The sequence below is a fragment of the Flavobacterium sp. S87F.05.LMB.W.Kidney.N genome, from assembly GCF_004366435.1.
GTDB lineage: Bacteria > Bacteroidota > Bacteroidia > Flavobacteriales > Flavobacteriaceae > Flavobacterium.
Map to the genome: position 1 here is coordinate 419,552 of NZ_SODX01000002.1, position 18,331 is coordinate 437,882.

Sequence of the window (18,331 nt, forward strand, 5' to 3'; positions counted from 1 at the left end):
TAGGGTTAATAACTATTTATATTTCAATTGATTTTGATACATTTTTTCGTTGTGTTCTTTCAAATCTGGGGTAATTTTATTCCACTCATCATACATTGCTCTTAAATAAGTATGATATAATTTTGGAGCATTTTGAATTGCAGACTGTCTTTGTTCTTCCAGTTCATCCATTTTCGCATTGATTTCACTCAAAACTTTTTTGTCTGTTTCGTGTATTGTGCTCAAACTTAATTCATGTCGCTGATGGTAAAAGGCACGCTCTCTTTCATTTTCAATTTCATAAGCCTCTTGTAAATGGGCAGTTCTCTGTTCGGCAAGTCCCCGTGCAATATGTTGTAAATTCCTTCCCTGTGTGCTTGGCACAAAAGTATTCTGTGTTTTGCAATACGGACATGAAATATAGGTTTCGATTAAAAAGATTTTTTCGATTGTGATATTTCCACCGCATTGTTTACAGCTGAATTTATCTTTAATAGATTCAAATTCATCTAAGATTTTCTGATATTCTATTTCAAGATCACGCTCCTGTGTTTTTTCTATTTGTTTTCTCCAATATTCATATTTGTCTTCAAAACCTCTATGATAACGATCGGAACAAACAGTTCTAAAATCAGAAATTAACCCGTAATATTTACTTAGAACAGAAACCTGCGAATTGATGTTTTGGTAAGTATCCAATATTTTTTCTTCAAAAGTATCTCTGGCTTTTTCTCTTATATTGTTTAATTGCCCATTTACACCTGAATAAACTTTCTGAAAAGTTCTTTTATAAAGATCATCGTCTTCTTCTAAAATCTGTTTTAGTTCTGGAATTGCTGCCGTTGCAAACTCTTCTATTTTGGTTTCCAATTTTTCTAAAAAACTAAACCATCTTTCTTGTGATTCCTGAAGTTCACAATACCAATCGGGTAGACTTTCTTCTTTTTCTTTCTTGAATAATCCGAACACTTATCTTGATTTTTTAAATTGAATTATCTTCTTTCTTAATGTAAACTCCGTCTGTAAGTTGTACTGTTATGAACTCAAATCCGCAATAAGCGCAATGTGTTACGCCATCTTGTTTGGCTCTTCCAGCGCCGCAATTTGGGCAATCCCTTACATTCATTTGGGCTTGGGTAATTTCTAATTCACCGCCGTAATTAGATTGTTTTTTTGCGTTTGCTTTAAGTTTGTCTAGAAATGAATTGACTTTTTTTTCTTCCATTACAGTTCACTTAATAGTTCAGATTTCTTTGTTTTAAATTCCGCTTCGTCAATTAAACCAGCATCAAACAAAGATTTGAGTTTTTGTAGTTTAGAAGTCAGATCGTCTGTTTCTTGTTTTGGAGTTTCTTTATTCTGCTGTATTTGGTTTAAAAGAATTCCCATACTCAGTGCATTTTGTGTTGCATCGTGAAGCGCTGTTCCTTTGTCTCCAATAGCAGTTGCGGTGTTAAATTTGGTAAACTTATCCATATCAGTTACCATATTCATATTGGTGATTTTATCGTAATGAGCGGTAACTTCTTCTGGCAATGTCACGCTGGTAATAACAAACTGCGTTAATTCAATTCCCAATTGTAGAAAATATGGTTTAAGATAAGGCTCTATTTTTTGACCTAATTGGGTAATATTTCCAGCAACATCAGTAATTGTAATATTTTCATTTGCGAGAACTTCACCAAATTTTGGCGCAACAAAATCTCTTAATTGATTCTGTAATTCAAAAATGGTCAACTGTTGGTATGTTCCTGCATATTGACGAAAGAATTTGGCAGCATCAACAATCTTCATATCAAAACTCCCAAAAGCACGAACCCTGATTTGCCCAAACTGAGAATCATTTAATAGGATAGGAGCAGGAGTTCCCCATTTGTTATTGATAAATTGATGAGTATTGAAAAAGTAAACGTCAGCTTTAAACGGACTTTCAAATCCGTATTTCCAGCCTTTTAGTTTACTCAGAATCGGAATGTTTTCTGTAGATAAGGTGTAAAGTCCCGGTGAGAATACATCTGCAAGCTGTCCTTCATTTAGTAACATTGCCTGCTGACTTTCTCTAACGGTTAATTTTGCTCCTTTTTTGATTTCTTTGTCTTCATCATAATATTTCCACATTAATAGATTGGGATCAATTGTAGTGGCTTCAATTATTTCTATAAATGGTAATTTCATGCAAAATTATTTAGAAATAATAAAAATAAGAATTTTAAGACGATGAGAAAATTTTTTAATGTCAAGTTTTTAACAAATTTTTCTTTATAAAAGTTTAAGGCTTTATTTTTAAGACAATGTATTATCATTCTTTGTTCCTCGATATGACAAACAAAGCTGTTGATTGGATATAACAATAAAAAAATCCGACTCGCTTTCGCAAATCGGATTTTTAGATTGAAAATTATATATAACCGTAAAACGGTATATTTTTACAAGTGAATTACTTCGCCGTAAGCATCTGCAACAGCTTCCATAACAGCCTCGCTCATTGTTGGGTGAGGGTGGATAGATTTAAGGATTTCATGACCTGTAGTTTCTAGTTTACGAGCTACAACTGCTTCAGCAATCATATCTGTAACACCAGCACCAATCATGTGGCATCCTAACCATTCTCCGTATTTAGCATCAAAAATTACTTTTACGAATCCGTCTGCAGCTCCGGCAGCTTTTGCTTTTCCAGAAGCTGAGAATGGGAATTTACCAATTTTTAATTCGTAACCTTTTTCTTTTGCTTGTTTTTCTGTTAAACCTACAGAAGCAATTTCAGGAGTTGCATAAGTACAACCTGGAACGTTTCCGTAATCAATAGGATCTACGTGAAGACCTTTAATTTTTTCCACACAGTTAATTCCCTCAGCAGAAGCGACGTGAGCTAAAGCTTGCCCTGGAGTAACGTCTCCAATTGCGTAGTATCCTGGAATGTTAGTTGCGTTGTAAGCGTCTACCAAGATTTTATCTCTGTCAACAGCAATACCAACTTCTTCTAATCCGATATTTTCAATGTTTGTTTTGATTCCAACAGCAGAAAGTACGATGTCAGCTTCAAGAACTTCTTCTCCTTTAGCAGTTTTAACAAACGCTTTTACTCCTGCACCAGTTGTGTCTATACGCTCAACAGATGAGTTAGTCATAACTTTAATTCCTGCTTTTTTCAATGAACGCTCAAATTGTTTTGAGATATCTTCGTCTTCTACAGGAACTACGTTTGGCATAAATTCTACGATAGTAACATCTGTTCCCATTGAGTTGTAGAAGTGAGCGAACTCAACTCCAATTGCTCCAGAACCAACAATGATCATAGATTTTGGTTGTGTTGGCAATGACATTGCCTGACGGTATCCAATTACTTTTACACCATCTTGAGGTAAGTTTGGTAACTCACGAGAGCGAGCTCCAGTAGCGATGATAATGTGGTCAGCGCTGTATTCTGTAACTTTATTATCTTTATCAGTAACGTCAAGTTTTTTTCCTGGTTTTAGTTTTCCAAAACCTTCAATAACGTCAATTTTGTTTTTTTTCATTAAGAATTGAACTCCTTTGCTCATTCCTTCAGCAACACCACGGCTGCGTTGAATTACTGCTGGGAAATCTTTGTCAAATTCTGAAACTTTCAATCCGTAATCAGAAGCGTGTTTTAAATAATCAAAAACCTGAGCCGATTTTAGTAATGCTTTAGTTGGGATACATCCCCAGTTTAAACATACACCACCAAGATTTTCTTTTTCAACTACAGCTACTTTAAAGCCTAATTGTGAAGCTCTAATTGCTGTAACATATCCGCCAGGACCACTTCCTAAAACAATAACGTCGTATTTCATTTTTTTGGTTTTTAATATTAACTACCGAAAATGAAGTTTATATTTCCGAAACTCATTTTTCGATTATTATTCTTTTGTTATTTGTGCTTGCGAATTTAATGATTTATTTTAAATCAACGTTCGAAAATTTGTTTTTAGCAACACAGATTTTGGTCTTTTCACAGAAACTGAAGTAATTGTTAATTGTAAATTGTGAATTATGAACTGAAAATTGACATTTAGAAGTTAAATCTGAAAATTTATCGATACCAATACCAATGTCAAATATCAATGTCAAAAATAATGTAGCCACAGATTGTTAGGATTAAAAAGATTTTAAAATCAGTGTTAATCTGTGTAATCTGTGGCTATTATAATTTTAAATTTCATGTGGAATTCTTTGCGTGGCTTCGACTTCCTTATTAATTGTTAATTGTTAGTTGTTAATTTTGAAGTAACATCAAACAATTAATAATCAACCATCAACCATTAAATCTTAACGTGTCCCCAGTTTTCTCCGCTGGCAATTCTTCTGATCTGCATTTCGCTTACTCCGAATTGTTTGGCAATCATTTTAAGACGTGTTTTTTGTTCTGGGCGCGCAAGAATTTTTTTGATTAACATGACTTTCGTTGTTGTTAATTTTCGTCCGTCGGCTTTAAGATTGTGTTCGATTAGATTCTTTTTGGCTTGGATAACTCTCGGACTTTTACGGCTGTGCGCCATCATTTCCTGCTTGGTTGCCCAGCGTAAATTGCTTACATCATCATTTGCTCTGTTGTAATCTAAATGCAGAACATACGTTTGATCTTCGGAATCTTTCGGAATAAAATATTGGGCTACTAATTTGTATAGGAAGAGATATTTGTTTACGATTTTATCGTCTTTTTTAACCTTAAAACGGAAGGTTGGATATCCATCGCTTAATCCGCCTTTCAGGATGCGTCCGTTTTCAATTTCATCAGTAAAACTTATAAGTCTTCCTCTGTTTGAAATTGCATATCTTAATTGTAATGAGGCATTTATTTCTATTTCTTTAAACTGTTCGTTCGGATAAAATCTATTTTGTGGCATTTTCTTTTACATTTGATTTCTATATTCTCAAAGATAAATAATAAACGAAAAATTACCGCTATGTTGTTGATTATGAAAGATCAATTTTATGATTTCTATAACGCTAATTTAACGTTTTAAAGCGATTTCGACAGTTTTTAATCGGATTTTAAATCACAAATTGTGAATTATGTAGTTTTTTAATTTTCCAGTAAGTATAAATTTTAAGATAATGAATTGTTAATTACTGATCGAGCCAATTTTTAAAATTATTAATTTCTTTTTTGCTGATGAAAATAGGGTCGTTTTCTACAGAAGGAACGGTCAAAATTAGTTCGACTTTTTGGTGAGAATGTTTGATGACTTCTTTGATGCTGTTTCTATGAACGATATACTTTCTGTTTATTTTAAAAAAGTTAAAGGTGTCTAGGCTGTTTATGATGTCTGTAATCGTACTATTATATAAGTAACTATTTCCAGATTTCACATAAATAAAAAGATGCTTTCCTGTGGCAGCAAAATAATTGATTTCGCTTTCATTAATTGAAATCAATTTATAACCGTGGTTGACCAAGAAATGACGCTGTATTTTACTGTTTTCTGGATTTTCTAGCGCTATTAGGGATTGAAGCGTAGACTCGCTGTTAAAACTGTTTTTGATTTTTTTGAATTTATGAAGCGCCTCTAATAATTCTGTTTCTTCAAATGGTTTTAAAAGATAATCGATTGTAAAATGCTTGAAAACAGATATCGCATAAAAATCGTAAGCGGTAATAAAAATAACGGGGCAGGCGATGATTGTTTTTTCGAAAATCTCCAAACTCTTTCCGTCGCCCAGATGAATGTCCATAAAAGCTAAATCGACTTTGTTTTCACTAAAAAAAGCAACAGCTTCTTTTACAGATTTTAGAACTGTAATTGCTGTGATCTGTAGAATTTCCTGCTGCTCTAAAATGGATTTTAGATAGCTGGAAGCAAGATATTCATCTTCAACAATAGCAATTTTCATCTTTTAGACATTTTTATACGCTCGAATTATTTGCAAAGATAATTCACTAATTATTTATTACAATAAAGAATGCATTTTGTTGTAAATATTATATCAAAAAAAAAAGGTCCAGTTTTTCAACTGAACCTTTTAAAAAAACAAATAGGTATTATAGATTGGGATTGTTCAATCTCGCACTTGCTGGATAAATAATCGTGTAACGCGGATCGTTTTGTATCAAAGTATAATCTTCACCACCAAATTTGTGAACAATTTGTTTTTGAGATGTTCTTCTCAAATCAAACCAACGCTGTCCTTCAACAGCAAATTCACGTTGTCTCTCGGCTAAAATGAAGTTTGTTAAATCAGCTTCATTCATCGCATTTACATCACTTTCAAGCTGAGCATATGCTGCAGCAGTATATCTGTTTTTGATGAAACTCAACAATGTTGTTTTAGCATCGCCAAGGTTATTTAATTTTGCAGCTGTTTCTGCCTTTGTTAAATACAATTCAGAAGTTCTGAAAGAACATTTTTGATCGTCATTACCGCCTTTTTGAATTCTAAAACGGCTTCCGCTTGCTAAAAAGTAAAGAGGAAAACGTAAATCGGTTGTTCTGCTGTAAGCCGCAATTAATTCAGGCGAAGCATATGAAGCTCCCTTTAATCTGTTAATGTATGCATCTTCTAAAGCTAAAATAGATTCTTTTGAATCGTATTTTGTTGCAAAAACAGAGGCAGCTTTTAAATCAACCAGATTGTTGTTGATTGCCAACGCTTTATTTGCAGCATCTAAAGATTTCTGCCATTGTTGCTGATGTAAGTAAACACGGCTTTCTAAGCTGAATAATGCAACTTTTGAAAAACGATAATTTAAACCTTTTGGTTGTGAATTTAAATTGATTAGTTTTTCAGCTTCTTGAGTATCAGTAATTATTTGATTGTAAATTACTTCAACACTTTGAGGAACGAAAACCTGCTCCAAATCAATTTCTAAAACCAAAGGAACGCCTTTGTCTGAAGCAGCAGTTGCAGCGTTGTATGGTTTTGCGAAAAGGTTAACCAAATCAAAATAAGCCATTGCTCGTAAAGCATAAGCTTCTCCAATTAATTGATTTTTTTCTTCAGAAGCAGCTAGTTTTTTTGATGCTTCGTTGATCACCACATTCGTGTAGAAAATTACATTATATAAATCCTGATATTGAAAATCTCTTGTAATACGGTCTGGATTGGAATCTTTCCAGATAAAAATATCTTTGTAGATATTGACATCTTCGTTAAATTCATCCATCGTCAATTCATCTGTACGAAGTGTTGTCAATGCTTTATGTTCCGGATATTTTGAATATCCTGTTGTTAATACCGCACGAAATTGTTCTTGTGTTTCTGGAATAACACGGCCAACAGGTGTTATATCCAGATAATCATCGCAGCTTGTTACTGCAATTGCAGCAACAAAAAGTAATATGTATTTTGAGATTTTTTTCATCTTTAATTGTATTAGAAAGTTACATTACATCCTAAAGTGAATGATTTAGGAACTGGTTGTGCATAAATGTTTCCGAAAGTTTCTGGATCAAAGTAACCTTTGTAATCTGAACTAATTACGAATAAGTTTCTTGCCTCAACATTAAGTCTGATGCTTTGAATATTGATATGATCTGTAAATGCTTTAGGGAATGTGTATCCTAAACGCATACTGCTTAATCTCATATAACTCATTTCACTAACCCATGTATCTAAATAATTGTAAGTTGGAATTTGATTTTGTCCAGAAAACCATAAGTATGCCATATACGAATCTCCTGTTCCAGAATCCTTACTTGTAATTCCAGGTAAATTAGAAGATGTATTGGTTGGTGACCATGCATTTAAAATATCATTAGTATAATTTTGTCCTCTATCAACTATTGTCCCGTTATAAGGAGGAGTTCTTACTACAGTTTGCTTCAAATTGAAGGCAGCAGCTACTGTGAAATCAAAATTACTTACTTTAATAGTGTTGGTAAGACCACCTGTAAATTTAGGGTCTCTATCGCCTAAGTAAACAAATAGATCTCTCATTTCAGCAGCTGATAAACTTGACTGTGTAAGTTCTCCAGGGAAGAAGTCAGCATAAGGATCATATAATCCGAAGAATTTCTGAGCATTTACTGTTTCTCCTTTTTTGTTTACAAATAAAGGATATCCGTTTTCGTCAATTCCATTTGTTTTATAACCAAAAACAGCATTTACAGGAAGACCTTCTCTACTTGGAAGAAAATCATTATCACGTACTTCAATACGATCTACATTACTTTTGTTGTGAGAAAAGTTAATACTTGTATTCCATTTAAAATTTGGACGGTCAATATTTCTTGTAGACAAAGTAATCTCGTAACCTCTATTGGTTACTTGCGCCCAGTTTAAATTCGTGTATTCAAAACCATTTTCTAACGGAAGTGCTCTTGAACCAATTAAGTCAGAACTTTTTCTTCCGTAAAAATCAGTTACAATGCTGATACGGTTGTTGAATAAGCCAAGATCCATACCTAAGTTGGTATTAGACGTTTTTTCCCAACGTAATTTATCGTTTGGCGGACTTTCAACAGAAATAGTTTGTTCTGTCTGCCCAGGTAAAATGGTTGTGTTTTTATACGTTCCTACTACAAATGGAGAAGTATTTTTGTCAATGTTACCTTGCAAACCATATGAAGCACGGAATCTTAAATTAGAAACTGTTAAGTTGTCTTTTAAGAAATCTTCTTCAGAAACGGTCCATGAAGCAGATGTTGACCAAAGCGGCAGATATTTGTATTTTGGATCTACACCAAATAAATCTGAACCATCGTATCTAACACTTCCAAAGAAACTGTATTTTCTATCGTATGTATACGATGCCGTAGCAAAAAATGAAGCAAAAGCATTTTCGTTTTCCGTTTTCAAATACGTTCTGTATTCCAAATCATTAGCAAAATTGGTATTTGGGAACATAATTGGTTTTGTAGTCAAAGTGCTCTTGTCAAATCCAAAACCTTTTGTTGAAATAGAAGTTGCGTAACTTCTTCTTAACTCATTACCAATCATGGCTTCAACTTCGTGCTTTTCTCCAAAAGTTTTAGAGTAATTCACCATAGTTTTTAGATTGTACTGAAAAAAGTCAGTGTTTGAGTTTTGGATAATACCACCATCAGGAAGGAAATAGTTGAAAGCTCCGTTAGTAAAGTAACGAGATTTTTCTCTTTGTTTTCTAGTATAATAAGTGTCTTTATCAGCAAATTTTTCGCTAGAAGTATTGTCTAATTGTAAACCTAATTGTGATGTTACTCTTAAATCTCTAGTGATTTTGTATTCAGCGTCCAATAAAGCTTTTACAGCTCTTGTTTTTAAGTCGTAAGAGGTGTTTGCTCTTTCTTCTAAAATATTAAATGGAACATAACGATCTGAGTAACCAGAAATATCTTGGTCATATTTATAACTTCCGTCAGCATTGTATGGAGTTAAATATGGGTTTACATTTCTAGAATAATTACTTGGACTTGTAAAAGCATCAGTATCTGTTAAGTAAGATGTAGTTTTGTTTTCAGAACCAAAAATTCCAACTCCAACTTTAAATTTATCTGTAATTTCGAAATTGTTTTTCAAAGTTAAGTTGTAACGTTTGAAACCAGTCCCGATAGTTGTTCCTTTCTCATCATAGTATCCTAAAGAGAAATAGTAATCTGATTTTTCACCACCGCCAGATAAACTTAAACCGTGCTGCGTGTTTATTGCAGTTTGGTAAATTAAGTTACCCCAGTTGGTATTGTTGTTTCTTAAATCATTAATCGATTGTTGAGTTGCTGGACTTAAAGAAGAAAATCCACCAGCTCTAAAAGCAGCTAGTTCATTAGATCCGTTAAGGATACGAGAAATTTCTCCAGCGTTGTCTCTGTATGTTAAATCTTCACGGCTTGCCATGTTAAGCTCTAAATCAACTTTTTGGCTTGCATTCAATAAGTTTAATTTAGAAAATTCTGGTCTTTGTGTAATAAAAGTATTTGTATTAAAGTTTACAACCATTTTACCGGCTTTACCTTTTTTAGTAGTTACAACGATTACACCATTTGCAGCACGAGCACCGTAAATAGCCGTTGCAGCAGCATCTTTAAGAACGGTAATATCTTTAATATCGTCTGGGTTTAAACCTGCGATAGAGAAATTGTTTAATACATCGATATTATCTTTATCGTAATTTTTTGGAACTTCATTTCCTTCTAATGGTAAACCATCAAGTACCCAAAGTGGATCTTGTGTACCGTTAAGAGATGCTGTACCTCTAATTCGAATTTTTGCCGGAGCACCAGGCGCACCAGATGGAGTAGAAACAGCAACACCCGCAATTTGTCCCACCAATAATTGATCTATACTAGAAACCCCAGTCTGCTGGATTGCAGCCATATCAATTTTGGTAACGGCACCGGTAACTTTTCTTTTCTCAATTTTTTGATAACCTGTAACTACAACCTCTTGAAGTTTTGCAGATTCAGATTTTAAATTAATGGTATAGTTTTTTTGAGAGTCTAGTTCAAGAGTATACGATTTGTACCCCATAAAAGTAACTCTCAAAGAAGTAACATTTTTTCCAATTTTTAAGGTGAATTTACCATCGAAATCTGTAGTAGTTCCGATTGCTTCACTTTGAATAATTCCTGCTAATGCAGTTTTGTTTGAAATAGCATTGTTTTCGACAAAAATCGATGCACCTGGAATAGGCGACTGATCTGCTTCGTCTAGAATGATTCCCGTAATAGTTCGGGATTCCTGCGAGTATCCTGCGATGGCCAGGAACAGCAGTAAGGCATGTAGAATTTTTTTCATGTTTTTGGATTGGTATTAAAAGGTTGTATTATTTAGGGCTTTTTCGATTCGTTGTATTAAATCGCGGTAATGGTTTTGGGTTGATTGATCTCCTGTATTCTTTTTTGTTTTTAATAATTGAAGTACTTTATTTAATTCTCCTTTTTTATCAGAAGTCACTTCTGTAACTCTTTTTAAAGAAGATTGATTGATATTTCTTGCCATGTGTGCATCATCTATATAATTACATAAATGCGGCATATTAAGTGTTTCCTGAATTTCGATTGTTTTTTTTGCATCTGTTTTTTCAAACAATTTATTGGTCGATACAACTAAAACATCTACATAATTCTTTTGTGTCATTCTTTCTAGAATAGTCAAAGATTTATTGGCCAATGTTCCAGCAAAAACACTTTGATGTAATTTTTTAAACAAGTCATTTACGGTAAAAACCTGTTCTTTGGTTTTATTACGCTGATACAATTCGTTTTCTGTCATTCTAAGCAAACGATCATCGCTTAATAAATCATACAAAATGCTGTATTGTAATTCTCTTGAAAGCGTGTATGGCGTATACTCGTAAGGACCAAGAGGCGAATCTTTCAACGGATTTGTTTTGTCCAAAATGTCATTAAAAAACAACCATTGCGGAATCGTAATTATGTTTTTAGTCAAATATTCTACAGCTCTTTTTTGCATTGCCGCAGGAACTGGAACATAACTTTGTTTATTATCGCCATGAACAGTTGTATTGAGATAAATACCGCCAATATTGTTCATTACATGACGATTGTACATTTGCCATTGCCCAATAGTTCCGATGTATAATTTTCCAGTTTCGTAATACGATTGATCTTTCTCGTAAGTCCAGTTTACAATATTATCAACAACACGTTTTAAGTTTTTCAAACCATATTCGCTTGCTTTAACTGCATCATTCCCTAAATCTTCAGACTGTGAACGCGGATCAATTATATTTTCCTGCTGTTCACCGTAGAAATAAATTGGGTCATTTTGGTGCTGGGCAATTAAAGTGTTTAATTTTAAAGTTTCATTGTCATTTGGACCATACCATCTGTAACCCCATTCGATAGCATATTTATCGTATTCACCAATTTTTGGAGTAATAACGGTAACATTATCTTCTGGCTGTGCTACATAATTGTAACGCGCATAATCCATAATAGAAGGAGCTGTGCCGCCCATTTTTGCTGTAAATTCTTTAGATCTTAAAGATTCAACATCATAAGCAAAAGAAGAACCCATGTTGTGTTTTAAACCAAAAGTATGTCCAACTTCATGAGACGAAACAAAGCGAATAGCTTCTCCCATATGTTCGTCGCTGAATTTATTTCCTCTTGCTTTTGGATCGATTGGTCCAGTTTGAATTCGCATCCAGCTTTGAAGCGAAGTCATAACATTATGCCACCAGATAATATCCGATTCGATAATTTCACCGCTTCGTGGGTCCACAACAGATGGTCCCATAGCATTCGATTTTGGAGATGCAGCATACGTAATCACAGAATAACGTACGTCATCAATATCAAAATCTAAATCATTTTCAGTAGGTTCTTTTGCAATAATTGCATTTTTGAAACCCGCTTTTTCAAAAGCTGCCTGCCAATCGTGAACTCCATCGATAATATATTTTCTCCATTGTTTTGGAGTAGATGGGTCGATGTAGTAAACGATTGGTTTTTTCGGCTCTACTAATTCACCTTTCAAATATCGTTCTTCATCTTCTTTCTTAGGTTCTAAACGCCAGCGGGTAATCAATTCTTTTTCAAGCATTGCCTGCTGTGCATCGGCAAAGTACCAATGCTTTTCGGTAAAGAAACCAATTCGGTTATCAGAAAAACGAGGTTTCATTGGAGTTTTATCCAATAAAATAATATTACTTGTTACGCCAAGCGTTACCGATAGTGCCGGTCCGCCTTCGCTTACAGAAGTTGTTAATTGAGATTTAACAACAATATTTTTTGGGAAAGATTTTAATCCTTCTATATAAGATAGTTCAGATTTTACAGAACCTCCAAACCCAATGTTGCTCAAAACATCATTGAAGCTTTTTTGTTTTCCGTCAAAAATCTTGTTTACTTTTATTACGACAGATGTAGAATCATTGTTTTTAGTTTCAATATCAAAAACTTCAATAATAGATTCGGCAAAATTATTTTGTACAGATTGTGTAATCGCATCTTCTTTTGGTGAAGAAACTTTAGGAACATACGATTTTACCCAGACTTTCTTTGCGATTGTATCTTTATAAAAACTAATAATTTTGTTTTCATAATTCATTCCTTTATTTAAACCAGCTTCATTTACTTGAAAAGGAACTTGAGATAATTTATTTACAACTAAAAATTCTCTTTGAAATAAGCTGTCCTGAATTTCAAAATAAACATCAGTTTTAACTTGAATAATATTGAACAGTCCTTTTTTAACGGAACCTTTTTTTACAAGGTCATCATATTTTTTTCCTTTTTTGGAGTCGGTTGAATCTTTTGTAATTTCAGTAGACGCTTCTTTTTTGTCTTTCTTTTTCTTTTGAGATTGAACAGTAAGCGGAGATAATAATAAAATGAGTAAGCAAAATGTTATCAAATTATGCAGGAATGCCTTTTCCTTCATCAGATGTTAAGTTTAGGTTAATTTTTGGCCGAAACTATTTGATTTTAGTTCAGCAAAAAAAAAAAAAGGAGTGAACGGATTTTTTTTAGGAGTGAATGGATAGTAAAGGAAGGATACAAACGAAACTGCCATCTTTTTCTGATGTCTCAAATTCGTTTTTTGAATAATAATTGTAAATGCTCTGCAGATAATTTAGACCAAATTTAGTACTTGGTTCTGCATTCAATTTCTTTTGAAGATTGTTACTGATAATAACCTGATTTGCTTTGATCAGGATTTTTGTCGTCAAAGGGTTTTCTTGAGTAGCTGTGTTGTGCTTTATAGCATTTTCGACTACAACTTGAAAAGCCAGATACGGAATAAATTTGTTTAACGCAGATTCGTCTTCAATTTCTATAGAAAAAAATAATTCTTCTTTAAAACGGGTTTGCTGTAAAAAGATATATTTCTCGATAAATAATAATTCATCCTTTAGAGGAACGACATTCTTCTCAGGCGGATCAATTAAATAACGATAAATACGAGATAAGTTCAAAGTAAATTTCTGCGCAGTTTTAATATCGCTTCCAATTAACATATAAAGTGAATTGAGCGAATTGAATAAAAAGTGCGGATTTATCTGTTCTTTTAATTGCTGCAGTTGGATAAGTGCTTTCTCTTTGATGATTTTTTCATTTTCTACCAAGAGTTTGTTTTTCTCCTTAATTACAATTCCTTTTTCTTTATAGGCGCGTCTGTTGGCATAAGAAAATAAGTAGAATATCAGCAAAAGCATAACTGTTGTTATAGAATATATCCATGTTGAATATTTTTTAGTCAATAAAACAGTTTCATCCTCAATCATTTTTGGAAAACTAATGGAAATATACCAAGGCAGATTTTTAATATCTAATCTTGTCGTAAAACTGATTACATCCAGCTTTAAAAATTCAGACATCGTAACTCTTTTGGTGTAATCCAATTTTAAAAAATCAGATGCCGAAGTTCTGTTGGGATCTTTCTTATAAGTGAAAATGGTATCTGATGGCTTAATAGCAGAGAAATCATAAATGTTTTTCCCTATGAAAGTGGAGTCGGGATGATAAACGCATGTTCCTGCCTTGTCAAATACAAAAGCATAATTCGAAGCAGCTTTGTCAACAGTCGAAAAATTATCGTGTAATTTTTTTAAACTGATGTCATAACCACAACGAACCGTAGTATGATTTTTAGAGATAGTTTTAAAGTAAATTCTCCAAACCCATTCTTTTCCTTGTTTAATTACTGTGTTGCTGCGAACAGTGGTTTGATTTTTAGCAATAAAATTGGTAATATCTTTTTTTATTTCATCAGAAACAGAATCGTTTCCAAATTCTATTTTTTCATCATTAATCTGAAACCAGTTATCAACTATCATAGAATTGATGGACTGAACAGATGACAATACTTTTATATTAGCTGATAAATTTGATTTATTGCTGATTTTTAAAGCATGTTTGATTCTGTTTTCCTGTTCCAGAAATCTCGAAAATTCCCGCGACATTAATTCATGTTTTTTAATGAAGTTCAATCGCGCCTCACTTTCATTTGCTTTTTTTGTAACATCAGTAATTAAATTACTTAACATGTATACAGAACAAACAGTGATAAGAATCGAAACAATAACGTATATTAAAAAAGCACGTCGTGAAGTAATATTTTTTAATCTAAATTTCAAAGAATATCGGTTATGACTTAGTTCGCCACGGCGAATTGTGAGTCATATAAATTTTTATAATAACCATCAGTTTTGTGCAATAATTCCTGATGCGTTCCTTGTTCAACAATTAGTCCTTTGTCCATCACTACAATCTTATCTGCATTTACTATTGTTGCCAATCGGTGGGCAATAATAATAGAAGTTCTTCCTTTTGTAATTGTTTCAGTTGCACGCTGAATCAATTCTTCAGAATAGGTATCTATAGAAGAAGTTGCTTCGTCTAAAATCAAAATACTTGGATTGCTTACATACGAACGTAAAAAAGCAATCAATTGTCTTTGTCCAGACGACAGCATTACGCCTCGCTCTTTTACATCAAAATCATAATTATCGGGCAGATTCATAATAAAATCATGAACACCGATTTTTTTCGCGGCATCAATTACTTGATCACGCGTAATTTCTGGATTATGTAAAGTGATGTTATTGTAAATCGTATCGGCAAACAAAAATACATCTTGTAAAACCACTGCGATTTGTTTTCGAAGTGAAGCCAAAGTATAGTTCTCGATATTTTCGCCGTCAATAGAGATTGTTCCGCTGTTAATTTCGTAAAAACGATTCAACAGATTGATTATAGTAGATTTTCCTGCACCTGTAGAACCTACAATGGCTACTGTTTGTCCTGCAGCAACAGATAAATCAATTCCTTTTATAACTTCTTCCTCGGGAATATAACTAAAACGAACCGCTTCAAATTCTATACTTCCGTTAAAAACTGGCGCTTCAATTTTCCCAGTATCCTGAATATGATCTTGTGTATCAATAATATCAAAAACACGATTGGCAGCAATCATTCCCAATTGCATTTCATTGAATTTATCTGCAATTTGTCTTAATGGATTAAAGAGCATTCCAATGAACATTGTATACGAAAACAAATCTCCAAAAGTGGTAAAATGATCTCCGTTCAAAATTCTAAAACCGCCGTAAACCACAACTAATCCCAAAGTGATAGATGAAATAATATCAGCAATAGGGAAGAAAATCGAGTTGTATAAAATCGTTTTGATCCAAGCAACACGATGTTTATTATTGATGTCTTTGAAGTTTTCTGCTTCGATTTTTTCACGATTAAAAAGCTGAACAATTTTCATTCCCGTTACGCGTTCCTGTACAAAAGAGTTCATGTTGGCAATCTGAGTTCTCACTTCTTCAAAAGCCACCTGCATTTTACGTTGAAATATTCTGGTAATGAAAACCAAAATAGGCATGGCAAGAACCACAATCCAAGTCAGCTTCCAGTTCATGTAAAACATAAAAATAAGTACGACAAACATTTTCATCAAGTCGCTTATAATCATAAATAAACCTTGACTGAAAATACGGGCAATCGATTCAATGTCTGAAACGGCTCGAGTAACCAACTGGCCAACCGGAACCAAATCAAAATACTTCATTCTGAAACTCAAAATGTGTTTAAAAAGTTTTGTTCGAATGTCCTTAACAATGTCTTGACCGAGCCAGTTCGCCCAATATACAAAGTAAAACTGCGAGAAAACTTCCATTAATAAAACTACACCCATCAAAATGATATACATCAATAATCCCATCTTGTCATGGGTTTTTATATATCCATCTACGGTTTCTTTAAGTAAATAGGGGCGGAGTGCGGCGAAAATAGACAGCGATACGGCGAAAATAATTACACCGTAGTAACGCCATTTATAAGGCTTTGTATATTTTAAAATTCGTTTGAATAATCCTGTATCGAATGCTTTTGCTTTCATTTTTTTTGGTGCTTTAAGCTATAAGCTTTAGGCAGTAGGCTTTTAATAAAGTGCTAAAAGCTTATTGCTTAAAGCCTATAGCCTACAGCTATAAATAATCGTAATCTATTTTGGTTAAATATAAACCATGTGCTGGAACCGAAAATCCAGCTTTTTCCCTGCTTTTACTGGCAATTATATTTTCAAAATCTGCCAGCGTAATTTTGTGTAAACCGATATTAATTAAAGTACCGACAATTGCCCGAACCATATTTCTCAAAAATCGATTTGCTGAAATAGTAAAAATCAGTTTTGAGTTTTCTTGTTTCCAAAACGCCTCAAAGATAGTGCAGTCAAAAGTATTTACATCTGTATTTACTTTTGAAAAACATTGAAAATCGGTATGTTTCAATAATAACTGCGCCGCTTCGTTCATCAAATTCACATCCAGTTTCTGATTTACATACCAGCTTAATTCCTGTAAAAATGGATTTTTAATGGTATTGATATGATATTCGTACGTTCTTTTTGTAGCATCAAATCGGCAATGCGCATCATCATGAACCAGAATAATATCAAAAATGGCAATATCTTTTGGTAAATAAGAATTCAGTTTATGAATCAAAATTGGAACATCTAAAGTTTTCTCAGTATCAAAATGCCCAAACATTTCAGTTGCATGCACACCAGTATCTGTTCTTCCAGCGCCCATAATGCTAATAGATTCATTCAATAAAACCGATAAAGCTTTATTTAAAGTTTCCTGAACAGAAGAAGCGTTGGGCTGTATCTGCCAGCCATGATAATGTGTTCCGTTATAAGCAAATTGAATAAAATATCTCACTGTAGAGGTTCAAAGGTTCAGAGGCACAAAGGTACGAAAAAAGGTTCTGAGATTCTAAGATGCTGTCGCGAGACTTCGGGACTAAGTTTTTTCTTTTTAGGGACAAAGGTTCAAAGAGGCAAAGGTTCAAAGGTTTTTCTGTGATGTATATCTGTAGAAACCCACCGCAGTGTGTCTAACGGCAGATTGGAGTTTTTAAGGTTCTAAGTTTTTTTAACATGTGTCAACAAAAAAATCTCAGTATCTTAGCATCTTAGAACTTTAGCCCCTTTAAAAAAATGACAAAAATCCTTCTGCTTTCTGATACGCACAGCCATATAGATGATACTATTTTAAAATATGTTAATCAGGCAGATGAAGTTTGGCACGCCGGCGATATTGGAGATCTGAATGTTACCGATACGATAAAAAAACTAAAACCGCTTAGGGCTGTTTACGGTAATATCGACGATGCAAAAGCAAGAATGGAATTCCCTTTAAACAATCGTTTTTCATGTGAAAATGTTTCCGTATGGATTACGCATATTGGCGGTTATCCTGGGAAATACAATCCAAATATTAAAGAAGAAATGGCACAGAATCCGCCAAAGCTTTTTATCTGCGGGCATTCTCACATTTTAAAAGTAATGTTTGATAAGAAAAATAATTTATTGCACATGAATCCGGGTGCCGCAGGAAAAAGTGGTTTTCATAAAGTGAGAACAATGCTTCGATTTGTAATTGATGATGATAAAATCAAAGATTTAGAAATTGTGGAAATTGGAGCAAAATAAC

The 18,331-nt window shown here is 33.4% G+C and carries 13 protein-coding genes; 1 reads left to right on the top strand and 12 read right to left on the bottom strand.

What is annotated here, in order from left to right; genetic code table 11:
• Positions 1-12: 12 nt before the first annotated feature.
• The 12 genes from EDB96_RS07670 to truA form a co-directional block, all read right to left on the bottom strand.
• The gene (locus EDB96_RS07670; RefSeq protein WP_134139995.1) at positions 13-948 is read right to left on the bottom strand and encodes a hypothetical protein; all 936 of its coding nucleotides are present in this window, start codon (positions 946-948) and stop codon (positions 13-15) included.
• A gap of 13 nt (positions 949-961) precedes the next feature.
• Positions 962-1,204, bottom strand: a complete 243-nt coding sequence (locus tag EDB96_RS07675; RefSeq protein WP_057116621.1) for a hypothetical protein — start codon at positions 1,202-1,204, stop codon at positions 962-964.
• Positions 1,204-2,154: an SPFH domain-containing protein gene (locus EDB96_RS07680; protein WP_134139997.1), complete on the bottom strand. Its 951-nt coding sequence runs from the start codon at positions 2,152-2,154 to the stop codon at positions 1,204-1,206. The genes EDB96_RS07675 and EDB96_RS07680 overlap by 1 nt, the downstream gene beginning before the upstream one ends.
• Before the next feature lie 251 nt (positions 2,155-2,405).
• Positions 2,406-3,794, bottom strand: coding sequence for a dihydrolipoyl dehydrogenase (gene lpdA, locus EDB96_RS07685; RefSeq protein WP_134139998.1), 1,389 nt, complete (start codon positions 3,792-3,794; stop codon positions 2,406-2,408).
• A gap of 468 nt (positions 3,795-4,262) precedes the next feature.
• A complete protein-coding gene (locus EDB96_RS07690; protein WP_111285499.1) occupies positions 4,263-4,847 on the bottom strand; it encodes an NUMOD4 domain-containing protein in 585 nt (194 codons plus the stop codon).
• A gap of 223 nt (positions 4,848-5,070) precedes the next feature.
• Positions 5,071-5,835 carry a LytR/AlgR family response regulator transcription factor gene (locus EDB96_RS07695; protein WP_134140000.1) on the bottom strand — a complete coding sequence of 255 codons (765 nt, stop codon included), beginning with the start codon at positions 5,833-5,835 and terminating at the stop codon, positions 5,071-5,073.
• A 148-nt stretch (positions 5,836-5,983) separates the two neighbouring features.
• Positions 5,984-7,303, bottom strand: a complete 1,320-nt coding sequence (locus EDB96_RS07700; protein ID WP_134140001.1) for a RagB/SusD family nutrient uptake outer membrane protein — start codon at positions 7,301-7,303, stop codon at positions 5,984-5,986.
• A gap of 11 nt (positions 7,304-7,314) precedes the next feature.
• The gene (locus EDB96_RS07705) at positions 7,315-10,653 is read right to left on the bottom strand and encodes a SusC/RagA family TonB-linked outer membrane protein (protein WP_134140003.1); all 3,339 of its coding nucleotides are present in this window, start codon (positions 10,651-10,653) and stop codon (positions 7,315-7,317) included.
• Between the two features lie 15 nt (positions 10,654-10,668).
• Positions 10,669-13,266 (bottom strand): zinc-dependent metalloprotease, encoded by a 2,598-nt coding sequence (locus tag EDB96_RS07710; protein WP_134140005.1) that lies wholly within the window; start codon positions 13,264-13,266, stop codon positions 10,669-10,671.
• 85 nt (positions 13,267-13,351) lie between these two features.
• Complete coding sequence (locus EDB96_RS07715; RefSeq protein ID WP_241774345.1) at positions 13,352-14,872, bottom strand: sensor histidine kinase; 1,521 nt, start codon at positions 14,870-14,872, stop codon at positions 13,352-13,354.
• A 107-nt stretch (positions 14,873-14,979) separates the two neighbouring features.
• Positions 14,980-16,734 carry an ABC transporter ATP-binding protein gene (locus EDB96_RS07720; protein WP_134140007.1) on the bottom strand — a complete coding sequence of 585 codons (1,755 nt, stop codon included), beginning with the start codon at positions 16,732-16,734 and terminating at the stop codon, positions 14,980-14,982.
• Between the two features lie 88 nt (positions 16,735-16,822).
• Entirely contained in the window at positions 16,823-17,557 is a 735-nt protein-coding gene (truA, locus tag EDB96_RS07725) for a tRNA pseudouridine(38-40) synthase TruA (RefSeq protein ID WP_057116611.1), read from the bottom strand.
• Positions 17,558-17,835: 278 nt separating this feature from the next.
• On the opposite strand from truA, the gene EDB96_RS07730 reads away from it, so the two are divergent.
• Positions 17,836-18,330 (top strand): metallophosphoesterase family protein, encoded by a 495-nt coding sequence (locus EDB96_RS07730; protein ID WP_057116610.1) that lies wholly within the window; start codon positions 17,836-17,838, stop codon positions 18,328-18,330.
• The last annotated feature ends 1 nt before the right edge of the window (position 18,331 follow it).